This window comes from Natrinema pallidum, assembly GCF_005890195.1.
Classification (GTDB): Archaea; Halobacteriota; Halobacteria; order Halobacteriales; family Natrialbaceae; genus Natrinema; species Natrinema pallidum.
Map to the genome: position 1 here is coordinate 2,026,491 of NZ_CP040637.1, position 16,323 is coordinate 2,042,813.

Annotated in this window: 20 protein-coding genes; 11 read left to right on the forward strand and 9 right to left on the reverse strand. The window is 57.4% G+C overall.

Annotation, left to right across the window (positions count from 1 at the left end):
* The first annotated feature begins 5 nt into the window (after window positions 1–5).
* The 6 genes from FGF80_RS10100 (at window position 6) to FGF80_RS10125 (ending at window position 7,213) form a co-directional block, all read left to right on the forward strand.
* Entirely contained in the window at window positions 6–536 is a 531-nt protein-coding gene (locus FGF80_RS10100; RefSeq protein ID WP_138653755.1) for a hypothetical protein, read from the forward strand.
* Between the two features lie 3 nt (window positions 537–539).
* On the forward strand, window positions 540–1,022 hold the full coding sequence (locus FGF80_RS10105; protein WP_138653757.1) for a hypothetical protein: 483 nt from the start codon (window positions 540–542) through the stop codon (window positions 1,020–1,022).
* A gap of 197 nt (window positions 1,023–1,219) precedes the next feature.
* Window positions 1,220–3,082, forward strand: coding sequence for a phage tail tape measure protein (locus FGF80_RS10110; RefSeq protein WP_138653759.1), 1,863 nt, complete (start codon window positions 1,220–1,222; stop codon window positions 3,080–3,082).
* A gap of 323 nt (window positions 3,083–3,405) precedes the next feature.
* A complete protein-coding gene (locus FGF80_RS10115) occupies window positions 3,406–5,037 on the forward strand; it encodes a hypothetical protein (RefSeq protein WP_138653761.1) in 1,632 nt (543 codons plus the stop codon).
* Between the two features lie 2 nt (window positions 5,038–5,039).
* Window positions 5,040–5,513, forward strand: a complete 474-nt coding sequence (locus FGF80_RS10120) for a hypothetical protein (protein WP_138653763.1) — start codon at window positions 5,040–5,042, stop codon at window positions 5,511–5,513.
* A 35-nt stretch (window positions 5,514–5,548) separates the two neighbouring features.
* The gene (locus FGF80_RS10125; RefSeq protein ID WP_138653765.1) at window positions 5,549–7,213 is read left to right on the forward strand and encodes a BppU family phage baseplate upper protein; all 1,665 of its coding nucleotides are present in this window, start codon (window positions 5,549–5,551) and stop codon (window positions 7,211–7,213) included.
* A gap of 581 nt (window positions 7,214–7,794) precedes the next feature.
* Here FGF80_RS10125 and FGF80_RS10130 read toward each other — a convergent pair.
* The 6 genes from FGF80_RS10130 to FGF80_RS10155 form a co-directional block, all read right to left on the reverse strand.
* Window positions 7,795–8,553, reverse strand: a complete 759-nt coding sequence (locus FGF80_RS10130) for a glycosyltransferase (RefSeq protein ID WP_138653767.1) — start codon at window positions 8,551–8,553, stop codon at window positions 7,795–7,797.
* 167 nt (window positions 8,554–8,720) lie between these two features.
* On the reverse strand, window positions 8,721–10,652 hold the full coding sequence (locus tag FGF80_RS10135; RefSeq protein WP_138653769.1) for a DUF2079 domain-containing protein: 1,932 nt from the start codon (window positions 10,650–10,652) through the stop codon (window positions 8,721–8,723).
* On the reverse strand, window positions 10,556–11,005 hold the full coding sequence (locus tag FGF80_RS19910) for a GtrA family protein (protein WP_138653771.1): 450 nt from the start codon (window positions 11,003–11,005) through the stop codon (window positions 10,556–10,558). Before FGF80_RS19910 ends, FGF80_RS10135 begins: the two co-directional genes overlap by 97 nt.
* A gap of 400 nt (window positions 11,006–11,405) precedes the next feature.
* The gene (locus FGF80_RS10145) at window positions 11,406–11,678 is read right to left on the reverse strand and encodes a hypothetical protein (RefSeq protein WP_138653773.1); all 273 of its coding nucleotides are present in this window, start codon (window positions 11,676–11,678) and stop codon (window positions 11,406–11,408) included.
* Window positions 11,671–11,901, reverse strand: coding sequence for a hypothetical protein (locus FGF80_RS10150; RefSeq protein WP_138653775.1), 231 nt, complete (start codon window positions 11,899–11,901; stop codon window positions 11,671–11,673). Before FGF80_RS10150 ends, FGF80_RS10145 begins: the two co-directional genes overlap by 8 nt.
* Window positions 11,894–12,112: a hypothetical protein gene (locus FGF80_RS10155; RefSeq protein ID WP_138653777.1), complete on the reverse strand. Its 219-nt coding sequence runs from the start codon at window positions 12,110–12,112 to the stop codon at window positions 11,894–11,896. The genes FGF80_RS10150 and FGF80_RS10155 overlap by 8 nt, the downstream gene beginning before the upstream one ends.
* Before the next feature lie 205 nt (window positions 12,113–12,317).
* Between FGF80_RS10155 and FGF80_RS10160 the strand changes: the two genes are divergently transcribed.
* From FGF80_RS10160 to FGF80_RS10175, 4 genes are all read left to right on the forward strand, one after another.
* Complete coding sequence (locus FGF80_RS10160) at window positions 12,318–12,719, forward strand: hypothetical protein (protein WP_138653779.1); 402 nt, start codon at window positions 12,318–12,320, stop codon at window positions 12,717–12,719.
* Complete coding sequence (locus FGF80_RS10165; protein ID WP_138653781.1) at window positions 12,716–13,165, forward strand: DUF7389 domain-containing protein; 450 nt, start codon at window positions 12,716–12,718, stop codon at window positions 13,163–13,165. Before FGF80_RS10160 ends, FGF80_RS10165 begins: the two co-directional genes overlap by 4 nt.
* Window positions 13,165–13,599, forward strand: a complete 435-nt coding sequence (locus tag FGF80_RS10170; protein WP_138653783.1) for a hypothetical protein — start codon at window positions 13,165–13,167, stop codon at window positions 13,597–13,599. The genes FGF80_RS10165 and FGF80_RS10170 overlap by 1 nt, the downstream gene beginning before the upstream one ends.
* 245 nt (window positions 13,600–13,844) lie before the next feature.
* Window positions 13,845–14,084, forward strand: coding sequence for a hypothetical protein (locus FGF80_RS10175; protein WP_138653785.1), 240 nt, complete (start codon window positions 13,845–13,847; stop codon window positions 14,082–14,084).
* A 48-nt stretch (window positions 14,085–14,132) separates the two neighbouring features.
* Here FGF80_RS10175 and FGF80_RS10180 read toward each other — a convergent pair whose 3' ends face one another.
* Window positions 14,133–14,522: a hypothetical protein gene (locus FGF80_RS10180; RefSeq protein WP_138653787.1), complete on the reverse strand. Its 390-nt coding sequence runs from the start codon at window positions 14,520–14,522 to the stop codon at window positions 14,133–14,135.
* 105 nt (window positions 14,523–14,627) lie between these two features.
* Between FGF80_RS10180 and FGF80_RS10185 the strand changes: the two genes are divergently transcribed.
* Window positions 14,628–15,689 carry a Cdc6/Cdc18 family protein gene (locus FGF80_RS10185; protein WP_138653789.1) on the forward strand — a complete coding sequence of 354 codons (1,062 nt, stop codon included), beginning with the start codon at window positions 14,628–14,630 and terminating at the stop codon, window positions 15,687–15,689.
* Here FGF80_RS10185 and FGF80_RS10190 read toward each other — a convergent pair.
* Both FGF80_RS10190 and FGF80_RS19155 read right to left on the reverse strand, forming a co-directional pair.
* Complete coding sequence (locus FGF80_RS10190; RefSeq protein ID WP_138653791.1) at window positions 15,686–15,865, reverse strand: hypothetical protein; 180 nt, start codon at window positions 15,863–15,865, stop codon at window positions 15,686–15,688. The genes FGF80_RS10185 and FGF80_RS10190 overlap by 4 nt on opposite strands.
* Window positions 15,866–16,026: 161 nt before the next feature.
* Window positions 16,027–16,167, reverse strand: a complete 141-nt coding sequence (locus FGF80_RS19155) for a hypothetical protein (RefSeq protein ID WP_175417016.1) — start codon at window positions 16,165–16,167, stop codon at window positions 16,027–16,029.
* Window positions 16,168–16,323: the final 156 nt, after the last annotated feature.

The following is a 16,323-nucleotide window of genomic DNA, read 5'->3' on the forward strand; positions in this document are numbered from 1 at the left end:
ACATCATGAGCATAACAGAAACAAATAACACCAAAGTTACTGGGTCCATCGTCGCCGTCATCCACGTCGACGAAAGCGGGACGGACCCTGAACGCACCGTTCTGGCACTCGCCACGAAAGACGATCTCTCGACACCAATCAGCGAGGACAACGACGACTTCAACCCCGGGAGCAAGCGCACGACCCAGCGCATCCGGACGAACCACACGATCGACCTCGAGGTAACGTCCGCACTCGCGCCGGATCTCGAGACCCTCGAACTCGTCGGTATCGTCGACACCGACGGCAAGGTCACGTTCGACAAGAGCGCCCGGGAGATCAACGAGGCCGACGACCAGTATGTCGAACTGGCGTACTTCGACTACGAGCCGGACTTCTCAACGGTCGACGTCGTCGCCGACTCCGAACTGCTCAGTCGCTTCGCCGATCTCGAGCTCACCAGCCCGGAGGTCGACCCGTCGTCAACGCCGCCGCAGGTCTCGTGGACGTGGTGGGTCGAAGGTGGCTACTGGATCGACTACACTCCGGAGGCCTAATCCATGGCAGCAACAGTCTCGAACCCCACGGCATCGAACGCGGCGCTTGACGCGCTACAGTCTGAGCAGGAACAGGCCAGCGCCGAACTGCAGGCACTCGACGAAACCCGTCGGCAGCTCGAGACTGCGTCGGAGCCGGATCAAATGCTCGACACCGACGCCAAGCACGAGCCCGAGGGAAGCCTCGGCTACGAGATGACACAGACTCGTCGGATCGGCTCGATCGTGCTCACCGTCGACGGCAATTCGATCCGCGTCGGGAAGCCCTCTGGTCGCGCTGGCATGGAGATGCTGGATACGTTCGACGAGATGGAGCAGTCTGGGAAGAGTCTGCGCGACCAGGTCGAGTACGCGTGGGCGACCCTCGAGGAATGGTCACTCGACGAGGAGTACGACGTCGACCACTGGTCGAACACTGTCGGGACGATGGACGCGATCCAACTCTGTCGAAACATCGCGCTGGGGGGAAACGATCCTCGGAGGTAGCGGAGTTCGCTACCTCTGACTACGGCCAGAATCGCGGCGATCTCTACGGGCACATCGGCGTAACTGGCCCGACGGAGTTCGCGCAACTTCCCGCAGAGGACCAGGTCTTCTGGAATAACTGGTTTGCCGAGGCGTGTAAGCGCGCGAACGAACGTAACGAGTCCGTTCAGGACGTGATGGAAGGATTTTGATGCACAATGGCTGAAGCTTTCGACCTCGGAGGTATCCTTGAACTCGACAGTAGTGAGTTCGTCGCTCCAGCGGAGGATGCGGCCTCGAGTAGCGAAGACGTCGGCGACTCGGCCGACACCATGTCCGAGTCGCTGTGGGACGTCGAACCCGCTGGCGTCGCTGCTGGCGGAGCTCTCGCCGGCGTCGGGACGGCTGCCCAAGGCGTCCTCGACGACACGCAAGCAACACGCGAGAGTCTCGGACGGACGGCGACCACGATGGGGCTCACGCGCGACGAAGCCGAAGACCTCGCGACGAGCATGTCGAACGCGACGTTCCCACTCGAGGATGTCCAGGGGACGATGGACTCGCTCGCCCAGCAGGGCATCGAGAGCGAGGAGAAAATGCGCGAGGTCGCCGGCGCTGCAGACATGGTCGCTGACGCGACCGGGACGACCGCCGAAGCCGTCGCGCAAAACGCTGGCCCGGCGCTGGAAGCGATGGGCGAGGACACCGCGGACCTCGAGGAGCACATGGACACGTTCACTCATGTGGCTCGGAACACGACGATGGACGTCGAGGACTTCTCGAAGATGGTCCGGAAGACTGGCCCCGAAATCGAGGAGATGGGGCTGTCCGTCGACGACACGGCGGCGATCATGGCTGCACTCGAGGACAAAGGCATGGACAGCCGGACAGCGATGCGAGAGTTCCGGCAGGCCTCGAACGACGCCGAGGGCGACCAAGACGAACTCATGGACTCGCTCGGGCTGACGAGCGAGGAACTCGAGGCCCAACAGGAGGCGCTCGAAGACGCCGAAGGGACGACTGAAGACCACGCCGAGGCGGCCAACGAGTCGCTCAGTGCTCAGGATGACTTCCGTGCGGCACTCGAGGACGCGAAGCTCGCCGCGAGCGACTACCTCGAGCCGCTCTCGGCACTCGCGCCCGTTACACAGGCAGCCGGAATCGGTCTCATGGGCCTCTCGGCGATCAACGTCTCTGCGGTCGCGCCGTCGTTCGCAGCTGTCTCCGCTGCGGCCGCGCCGATCACTGCCGTCGTCCTCGGCCTTGCCGCCGCTGCGACGGCTGCATATGTGATCTGGGAACGCGATATCGGTGGCATTCAGGGGAAGACCGCGGCCGCGAAGGAGTTCATCGTCGACGCATTCGGGACAGTCTCCGATTTCGTCGCCTCCGCAATGGACACGGTCGACAAAATCCTAACCGAGTGGTCCCCGAAGAAGATCGTCAGCGAGGCTGTGGACGCTGCCACGGATGTCTTCTTCAATTGGCATCCGGCCGGGATCGTCTGGAGCAAGCGCGAGCAGATCATGGAGGCGCTCCCGACCGCCGAAGACATCGGCGAACGGATGGGCGATATCGGCGGCGAGATCGGCGACATGTCTGCCGACTATCTGTCCGACTCGTGGAATGCGATCATCCCGGCCGAAGTCGGCGTCGAGCCCGTCAAACTGCCAGAAAAGGAGATCGATGCGGGGCCGCTCGGCTCTACGACCGTCGGCGGCCAGACCGTCTTCGAGGGCGTGACGTTCGACCTGCCGCAGCTTGCGACTGGCGGGAAGATCACTGGAGACGGGATCTTTCGTGGCGGTGAGGAGGGTGACGAGCTCGTCCTCAACGCTGACCAAACTGCGGAGGTCGAGAAAGGAGAGCTCGATCTCGGTGGGGCGTCGTCCGATCGCGTCGAATCACTGCTCGAGCAGATCCTTACCGAACTCTCGGCCCTCGGCGGGCCACTGGAAGTCCGCAACGCCAAGATCGACGCCTCGTCCCTGACCGACGGCACGGTTGAACTGGTCGACATGGTCCTCGAGCAGCGTGGCGACGAGCTCGATCGACTTGGAGAACGGAGGACTGACGCATGACCTTCCGGCTTGAGATCGGATCGGCGTCTGATCCGCATGTCATCCCAGGTGAGCGCCTGACTGCAGTCGGGCAAGCCAGCCTCGAGCACACGGCCGTCTCGGACATCAAGGTCAGCGTCGCGCCGAAATCGGACGTCTACAAGCGGCTGTGTCTCTCACCGGTCAGACTGTACTACGAGGACCAGATTTTCTTCCGCGGCAGGCTCCGAAAAGCGCAGGACCGTGGCGGCGTCACAACCCTGCGCATCCGCGGCAAACTCGAGGAGTTGGAAGAGGACACTGCGATCGCCACGTACCAAAACCAGCCCGCGTGGGAGGCAGTCGTGGACTATCTCAACCGGACCCCCGCGAACGCGACCGTCCACGAGCCATACATCCGGACTATCAGCGATGAGAGTCTGATATACGATACTACGGAGTTTAGCTACATCGAAGATATCGTTGTCAACGACGAGACCGACCCGGTCGTCATCGGCTCCGACGATGTCCAGTTGGCCCAGACTTGTTGGTTCCGCGAAGCGGAGAACGCGGATGACCTTGTTGGAGATATCGTCGATGTCCCCGACTACAGCGAGGACTACAGTAACTTCGAGGCGGTTGAGATGACATCCGCAGACGATATCCTCGGGATCGATTTCGTCCCGGAGTACACCGTCCCTGGCGACGATCTCGATATCCGACTCCGGTTTGCATTGGACCAATTCAGCGGGACGATTGAGGCCAAAATCAACGGCACAACAGTCTATGAACTCTCCTATCCAGATGGCCAGAACGCCGACCGCGAAATCTCCTGGGGTGGGCGTCGGAACTTCACGCTCGAGGTCGACGATCTGGAGGCCGGATCGACGGCCACGTTCACTCTCGATCCCGTCGACTGGTACAATGGCTCGGTGCGGGTAGACTGCATGGCCCTATTCGACACCGGAGACCGGTACGATCATCCTGCTGCAGTCTTCGACTACACATTCTCCGATGATGTTGACACGATGTACTATACACTCCCTGGGCCGGAGCTCTACCCCTCCTCGTTCCCGGTAAAAGTCGGCCCTGACGAACGGATTTGGCACGTCTCGGACTCGACACTCGAGACCTCGATCGATGACACGTCAAACGGGCAGGCGCTCCGACTGAGCCCCAACGGGAGTGAATTTGTCAATGAGGCTAATTCGGAGGTCATTAACGCAGACTTCGACGCAGCGGAGATCTATGGAGTGAGCATCCACCCCGAGATCGTCCTCTCAAGATATTCCTCCGACCCGACGTCGACGCCGACAAATGGCGACACCGGTCAAATCTGCTCGTCCATCCGTCTCACGGTCGCGACCGATGATCTCGCACTGATCGACGGCGAGGAGGCCTTCAAGAAGAACACCTGGCTCGCAAACCTGCAGGACCTCTGCGATCGGGCGGGCTACCGTCTCGTCGTCGACCACCGGGTCGAGGACCTCACCGTCGAAGCGTTCCGGCGTGGGGATCCCGACCTCGTCCAGCCCGCAGACTGGACGACTGACGGCCAAGACTCGGTCCAGACGAGTCGGCAGACGCGAGACTACTACAACATCGCTCGAGTCCAAGGCGATGGGATCAGCACTGAACTCTACGATATCGATGATATCCAGCGGGTGGCAAACGAAGCAGGTATCAGCGAAGAAGAAGCCGAGATCCCGCGCGGATTCTCCGAACCGACTGTCTCTGACATAGACGAGTTGAGGCGACTAACGAGAGAGTATCTCCGCGACGGGGTCGCAGGTGACCAGTTCTCGGGCTCAATCGATATCGTCCCGCAATACATTCGCCCGGGATACCCCTACCAGCCCGAGGAATTCGGCGGGAGGTTGGTCAACGCCGAGACCGTCACGTTCTCTTTCGGCGCGGACGGTTCAGGATCGATCGATTTCGGCGTCCGTGACGGCCTGACACGCTATGTGCAGGACCTCCGGAGTGGTGACAACTGACCATGCAACAATCAACAGCTTGGACGATCGCCGGCGCGGTCGTCGACGGCGGCGTCGAAACGACCACGATCGAAGCGCAGCCCACGGGGTCCGTCGAGTTACGCTGTCTGTTCGAAACCGAGACCGACGAGATGCCCGCCTCAGGGCGGCAGTACTACCGCCACCTCCGTCAGTACCTCGAGTACGTCCACACCGTCCAGACTGGCGAGACCCACACTGGCGAGGTCTGGGTGCAAGAAGAGGCGAATCCGAACGACCCTGTCAGCTCACATATCGTCGACGTCGTCCCAGGGCAGGGGGTCCGCGATATCGACCCGTTCTGGGGCGTGATCGTGGGGGGATCCGACGACTCTCGAGGGTTGCCTGACTACCGCGACCTCACCCTCGAACTCGTCTGGATCGCGCCGCGATCGGCCTACGCCGATCGGGCGGCCGTGGAGGCTGCGGTCGCGACCGCCCCGATCGACATCGAATAGCTCGCTAACTAATCCGCTGTTCAGTTCACGCACTTATGACAAACAACATCGATCACACAGTCGAACCAGTCCTCGAGATCAAAGCCGGCGACGACCGCCCGTCGCTCGAGTGGCAAGCAACGCGCGGCCGACTCAACCCCGAACCCGTCGACCTCACCGATGCCTCGAGCGTCCGCATCTATCTCCAAAACCAGGAAACGGGCGACCTTCTCGTCAACGCCGAAGCGGAGATCGTCGATGCCACGAACGGAGAGTTGCGGTATGAGTTCGCCGAAGGAGATACCGTTCAAACCGGCGAAAATCATGCGGAGTTCGTCGTCAACTACACTGACGGTGATGGAGAGACGTTCCCGTCGAACGACTTCTTGGTCGTCTGGGTCGACGAGACGCTCGATCGCGAGATCGGCCCCGCGGACCTCGACGAGGCGGACGCGACGGTCGGCGTGTTGACCGCCGACGAAGTCCGCACCGATCTGCTGTCGGTGCGATCGGAGGAGGCTATCGGATTGGGAGCTCCCGTAGACGCGGCCGGTAATGACATCACTGGTACCGGAGCAATCGAGGGGCAGTCGGCAAGTATCAGTGGTCAGGTAGATGCGACATCAGCAAGTGTAGAGCAAGCAGAGATCAATCCAAACGGCCCGATGCCCGGCGTAGGCGAGGTGCAGTCGGCCATTGACGACGTGGCAGCATCGGGCAACCCCGGCATCGTTAAACTTCGCCCCGGCGTCGATTACGGCGGGGGCGGAGACTTCCCGTGGTCTGTCAAGTCCGGGGTAACGCTCGACTATAACGGTGCGTTTGTCGATAAGCAGACGGACACTGATATTGTCCACGTTGAGGGGGGTGCCACAGTTAGAGATCCAAGACATACCCTCTCGAACATCACGTTTACATCGACCGTATTCCGCTATTCAGGCAACTTCGGTAGCTACGAAATGGAGCGCCGGACCCGCGTTGAGGGTGGTTTAACCGTCGGCACAGTCGGCCAAGGGACATTGCATTATCTCACTGACGACGGTTCTGGGGTCGTGTTCGTGAGCACATCCCACCAGACGAACGGGATCGGAACCGTCTACGATCTACATCACAACGGATCGGGGTTCATCAACGGCAACCGCTTCGAGGGGAAGCACCGCCACTATGAGACAGGAATCCATCATCATGGCTCTGGTACAGGAGAGATTAATGCGAACGTCTACGGCGGAACGTTCCAACCAACACCAGACTCAAACAAATTAATGCACCAAGAGATTGGCGCGAACACCGTCATACGAGCACTAACATGGGACCCGGGAACGTATGGAACCTCAACCCCGTGGGAGATTACTGGCGGAGGCCGGACGGTGCTGTTTGATCAGGTGTCGGCATGGGATGAGACCTTTACCTCATCAACTGAGAACAGTAATAACGCCATTGTCAGGCTCGATTCTGGTGGCAGAATCAAACAAATATACGACGTTGACAACGGCCACAAGATGGATCAACGATTTGATGTTGGGTTCATGCAGTGGTTCATCGACGGTACATACACTCTATCCGTTGGAGAGGGGAGTATCGACCTCAAGGAGAGCGACCTTCGAGGGATGCCAAAATACACCGACGACGCAAATGCCCCGGCAGACTCGCTCTACTACGACACGACCGACGGACAGTTGGAATACAAAGACTCTGGCGGAACGATCCACCCGCTCGGATAGTTCTAAGTCTGTGTAGGTGTATCGACGCTTAGCAAACAACCCGTTTTGAAACAAACTCATGCCCCGATTAAGATCCTCGAGATTGTCCGAGCACCGACTGAGCGAAGTCCACGTGATCATGCGGGTCGCGGAGAGCTACAGCTCACCTGTCCAGACGACCAGCACTCGGGAAAACTCTGTGAGTCGGATGTCTATGTCGTTCATCCCGGTCGAGTTCGACTTCGAGACCGGGCGACTCGGCGATGGCCGACTCGGTGCGTACCATCTCGGCGGCGGGATCGTCCGGGGTATCGCGACGACCTCGAGCTGCAACAGTGGATTTTGAGGGGAAGACAGTAACTGAAGTGACGAAGACGGGAACAGGCCCTTCTTTCAAAACCACAGCTATCACCGATGGAGCACCTGCTAATCCTTCGAGAGTCGACATTCAGATAAAAACGACGGGCGGGACTGGCACTCTCGAGAGCAACGTCACCGTGGGGATGTTCCTCGAACTATGACGTGTTACTTCGAACCCTTAGCAGACAACAGTTCAACGGTGCGTTCTACAAGATCTGTTTGAAAATATATTTGATTAGCTGTTAATCGTCATTCAATAGAGTCTCTGAGCGGCTCTGGGGCAGCGCAGCGTGAATCCGGTGGCCTTGTATAGCCATTGCCCGATGTCGCACAGCAATAAGGGCACGTATGAAATCAAGTACTGTTGTCACTGGATCAACCGTTGAACCAGGTCGATCTTCCCATCTGATGGGGACCTCTGTGATAGATAAATTCAGTGCACCAGCAATCGCTAACATTTCAAGATCCCACGCAAAATCTTCCTCATAGAGGTGGTCTCGGATCAGGTCCCACGCTTCAGCAGTCATTGCCTTTGCACCACACTGGTAATCATAGAGTTGTGTTGGCAGTGACCGTCGAGCAAGGAAAGAAAATCCGTTTCCTAAGAACCGCCGTACTGTTGTCTGATGAGAGTTTACTGTCGCTTTTGGATGACGACGGGAACCAACCGAAACATCAGTATCCCCATCCAGAACTGGTTGGAGGACCGCACCTACAGAAGATACCGGGGTGGAGCCATCTGCATCAAGAAATAGGAGGATATCTGTATAGAGTGACTCAAATCCCGCGGTAATGGCTGCCCCTTTCCCTCGTCGATCAGAAGACGTTGCGACCGTCGCAGTCGTCTCCTCAAGGTGACGTATAACACCTTCTGACTGAGGATCATCCAGTTCGATACGGATCTCTTCTGGTTGCAGTTCCCGTTCAAGTACTTCGATATAGGAGATTAGTAACTCAACATCTGGTCGAAAGGCAGGTATTACAATTCCAACAGACATCATATAACCACCCCGATATAGGTCGAATTCTCACCGATATGCGTTAATGATTCCACAACCCCCTCAGCTAACATAGCGGCAATTTCCGTACTGGTTATATATTAAGCTACCGAAGTGAATGGCCTGTCATTGAATACCCACAATCGATCAGAAGTCCTTACAACATCAGGTCATCTATGACGGGTTATTGTTATATTTTTCACTTCAACAGTCACCTGTCCGTTTGCGATACCTCGATATTCAAGGTTTTCGTTCGGTTCCTCAAGATTAAATGAGAGTGACTGAGTTGTCCATTTGTCTGTAGGCGAGATTTGCTTGGATTTAAGCACTTCTTTCCCATTACCTGATGCTGCGTCTATTTTCAGATAACCGTCGCCTTTAACGCGTATTTCATAGGTGATTGTGTAATTGCCACCAGGTAGTTTTTGGTACGGACCATACCAGACCGTGCTTGCTTTCGATGGATCGTCTCGTACAATCATCCCATCACTGATCTGAGCCCCACGCACCTCAAAACTGGATATCGGTATGGATTGTGACGCGGAAACCTGATTTGCTTGATCTATATCGTTTCGTTCGAACAACCAAACACCGTCATTAGCGCTTACAAGTGCGTAATTGTCTGCGAGATTGAAAGATTTGAGATCAAAACTATACCAATCCCCATACGAGGTGGTGTCGATTAAGACATAATCAGGTAATTCTCCGTGAGGTGGTGTCATATAGCTATGTTCTCTCTCAGCGAGATGAGGTTGGAGATTAGACAGAGTTGATATAGATGCATCGTCGGGTACTAGTTCGATCTGCTGATTGATGGCATCTATATGTTCATCCGAATCAGGCACTTGCTCAGTCTGAACCACAAAAACCGCACCCAAGCCAGCGTGGAATACAACCATAACTGCCATTGTGAGGGCTAGATAGCGTTTTGTTGAGTGAGATAAATTCATCTTCTCCAAAGCTCTCACTAACCCAATCGCAGCAAATGGGAGAATATACAACGAATAATGTGCTCCGAATCCAGCGTATACATTTCGAGAAGTAAGCAACCAAGCATAAAGTAGATAAGGGGATAAAGAAAAAATGAAGGTTATATCCAAGAACGCAATAAACAGCATCGGTGCTAAGAACAAAATTAGGTGTTCAATTTTGAAAGCTGCCCCATCTATTAATTGTGAAATCAATACCTCTGGGTTGGTGAACTGTGATATCTGTGAGGGAGAAGCCGTCCCAAATTGTGCCTGACCGGCTTGTGAGAAATACTCCATTGCCCAGACTGTAAATCCAAAATACAAAACTCCTACGCCAGCGAGGAGAAGCAAGCGCCGGGCAGTAACTGAATCCCCATTCACGTGCCATTCTTCCAAAGCAAGCCCCAAAAGGAACGGAACAAAGAGAATTACAATGAATTCGTTCGTAAGGTAGGTGAGAATACTAAGGATTGTGAACGCTCTCCATGCCCGCTGTTTGTATGCGAAATAAAGGCTGAACAGGAGAACAGGGAGGAATACCTGTTCTTGATAATCAAAAAGCCAAGCTTCAACCAAATATCTATTTGATATAAATCCAAAAGCAATACCCAGTGCTAACCAACCCGAATCTAGTGCTTTATCGGCAACGTACCAAAGCATAGCAAAGCTAAGGGCTAAAAGCAGTGACTTGAAAATAAGAAGGTACTCTGGCCCTGAGAATACAGAGTACCACATGATTGTCACAAAATTTATTGGGGCAAAGTGACGTGCGAAATACGACTGTTGAAGGAGTGGTGAATAAAAGAATTGGTCAGTGTGAAGTGTTGTCCAAAACGCACCTACGTATTGTCCTAGATCAAGAGCACCAGTTTTGAATGAATTATGTAACGAAACTGTATAGACACTGGCACAAAGAAAGATTAGACTTGTGAGTGGCCAAACGATGTTCTTTGGTTGTGTGAGTCGACGGATAATCGAATATCTTCTCCCAGACGCCTTTTGTACGGCGTTTGAGATATTCTGAGTTGGTTTATTCATGGTGCTTTGATCTGCCACGTGAACAGGCTCTCTGCGACATAATTGAGAACCAAGCTGATTCCAATCCCGATTAGGTTCGCAATTGTCGGCCATACATCTGCGCCATTAATGATGAATTCAATATCTGTCCTTGCTGTAAGTACCCACAGAACGCTGAAAGCAACCGTAAGGCCTCCAAGTCGTACAAGATGTGACCGACCCCATCGACGAATAAACCCCCTCACTGAGACTGAGCCTTGATTTGCGAACGTAAAACGATCGTTCAGAATGAACATTAGCGATATCGATATTTCTGCTCCAATCGCTTTTGCAGGAAGTGGTCGGATCATAATTCCTATAGTCAGAAGAGCAATAAAAAACGTCTCAATGACTGCCCCGATAGCTCCAATTGAGATGAATTGCATAATCCGTTTCCCCGACAGAAGATCAGAATGGTGTTGTAACATCGTTTTGGTCAAACTGGTAACTAAGTTTGTATGCTAAGAGCGCTCTCTTATATCCTTCCTTCTAGCTAAGCTGGATTGAGAATGCGTCGACAGTTTCCTGCGACTCGACATCGTACTCGGCGAGGCGATCGGCAGCCAGGAGATGTTCGTGATGATCGTCCAAAGATACCGCCGGAATTAGCTGCGACTTCGCATATGATTTGTCGGGTAGTATAACAGGATGAAAGGAAGAACGCCGGCCAGAGGCCAGCGTCGGCATCCTCCAATTCTATCGGTGGTGGATCGGGTTGAGGTTGCGCGACAATATGGCTATTGACGATGTACAACCCCAATTGTAGCGAGAAGCCATGTCTCGAAGTCGGATTCAATCGGGCAACGACTGATCCTTGCCTCTCGCCATCTATTGCTCTGTTTTGATTTGTGATTTACTTGTTGGCCCATCCGTCGAATGATAACTAATTCTGGTTTCGGTTTGGGGAACGAGGTCATGGTCGACGAGGCGGTCGGCGGCCAACTGCCACGCCTCGAGCTCGTCGACGATCGACTCGAACGACTCCTTGCGCGTGGGCGAGAGATCTCCCGGGTAGGAGTCGCGTTCCGATGGGTCCGTTCGCTCGTGGCCTCGAGGCCAGTCGATCGTTCGGCCGCCGTCGGTGGACTGGGTGCTACTCATCGGGATCACGCCCACGTTGGGCTGCAAGATACTGACGTAACGCCGAGTTGAGCGTCTGCTCAGTCCCCATCCGGGCGACCTCCTCTGGGTCGCCCATCTCGAGCTCGCGCTGGGTCGTCAGGAAACGCGTCGTGTACTCATCGTGTGTGTATGCGCCATCACGGATGGTTACCTCAATCTCGATGGCCTCCATGTCTGGCGCTTCTGGGAGATCATCATTCATCAGGATCACGCTCCTCGCAGACGACGTCCCGCAGCTCCTCGAGGAGTTCCGGGTGGTGTTCCTCGAGGACCTCGATGTCCGTTGCCAGCTCGTCGTTGATCCGCGAGCGTACGCGTGAGATCGACTGGAGTCGCTGCGACTCCGACGGGTTGCCCTCACCCGAGATGTACTCGCGGTCCGTGTCCGTCATGATCGCACGGTACCGTCCCATTCTGGGTGTGTGGTTTTGCGCCATTGCAAATGAAACTTCTTTCTCCCGCGACTAATAGTTTGCGCCAATGCATACGTTTGCACTACTGCAAAACACTTAATATGCACCAGTGCAAAGTAATGGCTAAGCACGGGAGTTCGGCTCTCGCAGAAACTGGCCGACGGGCGTTGGAGCGCCCTCGACCGTGCTGGAAGGAAGCCAGCGTATGAGCGTACAACGCCCAACGGATGAAACCGTTTCGACCGAGGAAGCACAGATCGACGACGTCGTCCTCGAGCGCCGCTCGTGGAACTACGCGTACATCGGCGAGGACGTCGAAGGACGCCACCATCACGTGGATAGAAAGCTCGAGCGGATCGTCGTCACGAAAGCCGAAGCCGATCGCGACGACTCCGGTGCGGTGCCGGTCTTCGAACTCGGGGGACCGATACTCCACTCCGAGGGTATCGTGCTCGGATCGATGGGGGCCGGCGGCGACGCCCTTCGGAACTGGATCGCGTTCATCGACCAGGAGATCGGCGACGAGGACGACGAGAGTGGCTGGGCCGAGCGCCCCGTCTCGGCGGCCGACCACGCGCAGGATATCCTCGAGGAGATCAACCGATGATCACCGGACACGAGCCGAACGGCTGCAATCGCTGCGACGCGCCCCGGCCGCTCGACGCCCGCGGTCTCTGTGATCGCTGTGCCGATATCGTCGATCGTCGCGAGCTCCAGGCCCGCGTCGACGACGCTCGCGAACGGCAGGCCCAGCAGGATCTCGAGCACGCTCGCGAGGCCGAGGCAGTCGCCGGGCGGGAGATCCGCGCCGACGGCAGTGGTGAGCCCGTGATCGACACGCGCGAACAGATCCACACCGGCGTCTCGATCACCGCCAAACTCAAGCGCGGGAACGGCACTCGAGACCAGGACGAGATCAAGATCAAGGCCAAGGGGCGCGACGCGGCCCACGCCGCTGCGGAGATGGATCAGGTCCTCGAGCACGCCGACGAGTGGAGCGAGCAGCTGCGGGAGATCCAGCCCGCCGACGCCGGCGAGGAGGGGGATGCCTGATGGTGCGCCGGGGCTACCGGGCGAACCAAGTCGTCAGCGACGCCGTCAGTGATCGCGTCGACGAGTTCGAGAGTCCTGTTCTCGAGAACTGGATGCACACCGTCGACGACGGGGATGAACTCGTCCATCACTACGCAGAGGCGATCGCGAGCGCACAGTACGCCGCCGACGAGACCGACGAGCGGTACGGCTGGCGGGACGATCTCCACACCATAACTGACGAGGCTGTCGAGGCGCTCGAGGCTGCGTTCGAAGACCACCTCGATGTCCTGGTTGCAGAGGTGTGCGCGACCGTCGCGAACCGTGAGGGAGTCTGGATCGAGCACGCCGACGACGAAGATGTCGAGCCCGCCGTCCACGAGGCCCGCGAGTGGCTGCAGGCGCACGAAGCCGCTGCGAGGCGCGCCGACGTCTGGGACGAGGTGACCGCGTGATGGCGGCCCGTGGCGACGAGGTCGAGGTCACGCTCACGTTCGAGCGGCCGCTCACGAAAGACGACCTTCGCGAGCGCTGCAAGGCGATCGCCGACCACCTGGAGGACAACGATGAGTAACACGCTGCACTGCCCCGAGTGTGGGTCGTTCATCGGAACGTACCCGATCACGATGACGGAGCCCCCGGCACGGTTGCAGCGGAAGCTCGACCACCACAGACAGCGGTGCAGGGAGCGTGGTCTGTGATGAGCGTCCAGACTGCGGACCTCCGGGCAGCTGCCGACGCGGTCCCGTCGCATCCGATCGTCCACGACGCCCGCCTGGTCGATCGGCAAGACGTCGGCGGCGATCGCGTCCTCGAGGTCGACCTTGGGCCCACGGTCGACCGGGTCTCGCCGGGCGTCCTCCGGACTCTCGCCAAGTGCGACTGCGGCATCGCGACGGTCCAGCCGCAGGGCGAGTTCCTCGTCGCGATCGTCGAGTAGAAGCAACTCCCTTTTCGCGGTTACTCGAGTTCGGTCCAAAGGATGTCGCTATTCTACGGCGATACCGTCCATATTCTTCCAAGTCTCCTGTGCGTTCGTCTCGCCACGGAGTTCGTCGGGGCCCGCTACACACTCGAACTCTTCTTGGCCGGACCCCAGCCCCGACACGGAGGTTAGCTTGAAGTCACAGGATTTGCATTCCGCTTCGCTTCCCCCACGAGTTACCGCTTCTTTCGCCCATATCGCATCCGCACCACAGGCAGGACAACTGCCGAACATCTCGCGCCCCTCTTTCATTCGCGCGGCCTGTGCGTCCGGTGGCCAGTCTTCCGGCGGGTCATCCAGTTCGTCGACGGTACGGTTGATGATCGAGTCCGGTGCGGAGTACCCCGGGACAACCTTCTCGAATGTGCGGTAGTACCAACTAATGATCCCCATAAGAATGTCTGAGATATTGAAAGTATAAATCGCTTGGGTGCTGAACGGGATGTTCCGAAACGCCGCCCATTACGCCTTTTGTGACAGTCATCGATAGCGTTAGGTATGATTACGAATCGGTGGGTGTTCGACGACGAGTACCCGGCCACGATTCTCCACCGGAACACCGAGCTTGACGCACTCTCGCGCCTGCTCTCCCCCACGCAGCATGGTCTTGGTGCGGAAAACGCCCTGATCCACGGACCCAGCGGCGTCGGGAAGACCGCGTCAGCGCGGTGGTTGCTGGACAACCTTCGGGACGAGTACGGCCTCGAGTGGTCGCATATCGAGTGTTCCGGCAAGACACGCAACGGGGTCCTCTATGAGGCCGTGACCAAACACTCCGATGGCGGGGTCGTCCATCGGAACGATCCTCACGGCGAACTTCTGCGCGCCATCGAGGCCGCCGGCGGGCCGTACGTCGTCGTCCTGGACGAGGGCGACGTCGTACCGGACCTGGATGTCCTCGGAGATTTTCTCGGAGCCCGCGGCGTCTCGGTGATCGCAATCTCTCACTCCGACACCGAGTGGCTCAACCGTGTTGGCCCCGATCTCCGACCGGAGTTCCGCGGTGACAACGCGATCGAGTTCCGGAAGTATCACCTTGAGGGACTCGTCGATATCCTCGAGCCCCGCGTCGAAGCGGGGTTGGTCGGACGGCCGATCACCGACGGACAGCTCGAGTGGATCGCCGACGAGACTGGCGGGGTAGCCCGCTGGGCGATCAAGACGATCCTCGCGAGCGCCGAGCTGGCGCTCGAGCGCAACCACGACGCGATCCTCGAAGACGATATCGCCGACGGATTCGGACGGGCGAAACGGAAGATGCGCGAGGACAACCTCCGGAGCCTGCCCGTGACCTACCAACGGCTGTATGAACTGTTGCGGGCGATCGGGCCCGTCTCCGGCAGCGAGATGAAGCAGGCTTATCGGAATCACAAGGACGCGATCTTCGAAGGGCGTCGTCGGGAGGTTGGCTGGCGGCAAGCGCAGAACTACCTCTCGAAGATGGCTGACTACGACCTGGTCGAGAAGCCCGGGGAAACGAACGCGAAACAGTACTCCGTTGTCGACGACGGGTTAGAAGCGCCTGTCGAATTTGACCCTCGAGAGACTGCAGAACCTTAGTCAGCTGTCGCTGCTGTCGCCTTCGCTGAATTTCCCTCTGGCCCCTCCCCAATGTCCTCGTGGACCAAGTGACGAAGATACTCGCTCATGTTCATCCCGTTTTCAGCAGCGCGAACCCTGAACATCTGCTTCGTGTCGGGCGTCACACTCGTCGCAAGGCGCTCACTTCGTTCCATAGTTGCATTGTTACGCAGTTACACTTAAATATCTAGGCCCGTGGTCCACTGTTACACCGGAACAGTTAACACCGATGCAGTGTAACAGTGATACGATGGGTGGTCGACAAACATACGATGACGATGTCCGCGTTCGGATCACTTCGGAGAGGCGAAAGCGGTTAGAAGAAATCGCGCACGAACGGAGTGAGCCAGGGGACACAGTCACCCCATCCCACATCGTCCGAGAGGCGATCGACGAGTTTCTCGATGACCTTGATGATGAGCAGCCGGTAGACGCATAGCTCGCCAACCAACTGCATTGAGCCGGGTGCCACCAGCACCCGACTCGAGAAGGTCCCAAGTACGCATGATCCACGACACCGCACGCGGCCATAGTAAACCGGCGGCTACAGCGCTTACCAGCACTGGTAGTTCCTGTTTACTCGCTGACCACTGTTCCGAAACGCCGCGGGTCA

Coding starts and splice junctions, on each gene's coding strand:
- FGF80_RS10185 (WP_138653789.1), top strand. CDS start 14,628: ATGATTACGAATCGGTGGGTGTTCGACGACGAGTACCCGGCCACGATT.
- FGF80_RS10180 (WP_138653787.1), bottom strand. CDS start 14,522: ATGGGGATCATTAGTTGGTACTACCGCACATTCGAGAAGGTTGTCCCG.
- FGF80_RS10125 (WP_138653765.1), top strand. CDS start 5,549: ATGACAAACAACATCGATCACACAGTCGAACCAGTCCTCGAGATCAAA.
- FGF80_RS10160 (WP_138653779.1), top strand. CDS start 12,318: ATGAGCGTACAACGCCCAACGGATGAAACCGTTTCGACCGAGGAAGCA.
- FGF80_RS10105 (WP_138653757.1), top strand. CDS start 540: ATGGCAGCAACAGTCTCGAACCCCACGGCATCGAACGCGGCGCTTGAC.
- FGF80_RS10130 (WP_138653767.1), bottom strand. CDS start 8,553: ATGATGTCTGTTGGAATTGTAATACCTGCCTTTCGACCAGATGTTGAG.
- FGF80_RS10150 (WP_138653775.1), bottom strand. CDS start 11,901: ATGAATGATGATCTCCCAGAAGCGCCAGACATGGAGGCCATCGAGATT.
- FGF80_RS10170 (WP_138653783.1), top strand. CDS start 13,165: ATGGTGCGCCGGGGCTACCGGGCGAACCAAGTCGTCAGCGACGCCGTC.
- FGF80_RS10110 (WP_138653759.1), top strand. CDS start 1,220: ATGGCTGAAGCTTTCGACCTCGGAGGTATCCTTGAACTCGACAGTAGT.
- FGF80_RS19155 (WP_175417016.1), bottom strand. CDS start 16,167: ATGCAGTTGGTTGGCGAGCTATGCGTCTACCGGCTGCTCATCATCAAG.
- FGF80_RS10190 (WP_138653791.1), bottom strand. CDS start 15,865: ATGGAACGAAGTGAGCGCCTTGCGACGAGTGTGACGCCCGACACGAAG.
- FGF80_RS19910 (WP_138653771.1), bottom strand. CDS start 11,005: ATGTTACAACACCATTCTGATCTTCTGTCGGGGAAACGGATTATGCAA.
- FGF80_RS10100 (WP_138653755.1), top strand. CDS start 6: ATGAGCATAACAGAAACAAATAACACCAAAGTTACTGGGTCCATCGTC.
- FGF80_RS10145 (WP_138653773.1), bottom strand. CDS start 11,678: ATGAGTAGCACCCAGTCCACCGACGGCGGCCGAACGATCGACTGGCCT.
- FGF80_RS10120 (WP_138653763.1), top strand. CDS start 5,040: ATGCAACAATCAACAGCTTGGACGATCGCCGGCGCGGTCGTCGACGGC.
- FGF80_RS10165 (WP_138653781.1), top strand. CDS start 12,716: ATGATCACCGGACACGAGCCGAACGGCTGCAATCGCTGCGACGCGCCC.
- FGF80_RS10155 (WP_138653777.1), bottom strand. CDS start 12,112: ATGGGACGGTACCGTGCGATCATGACGGACACGGACCGCGAGTACATC.
- FGF80_RS10135 (WP_138653769.1), bottom strand. CDS start 10,652: ATGGCCGACAATTGCGAACCTAATCGGGATTGGAATCAGCTTGGTTCT.
- FGF80_RS10175 (WP_138653785.1), top strand. CDS start 13,845: ATGAGCGTCCAGACTGCGGACCTCCGGGCAGCTGCCGACGCGGTCCCG.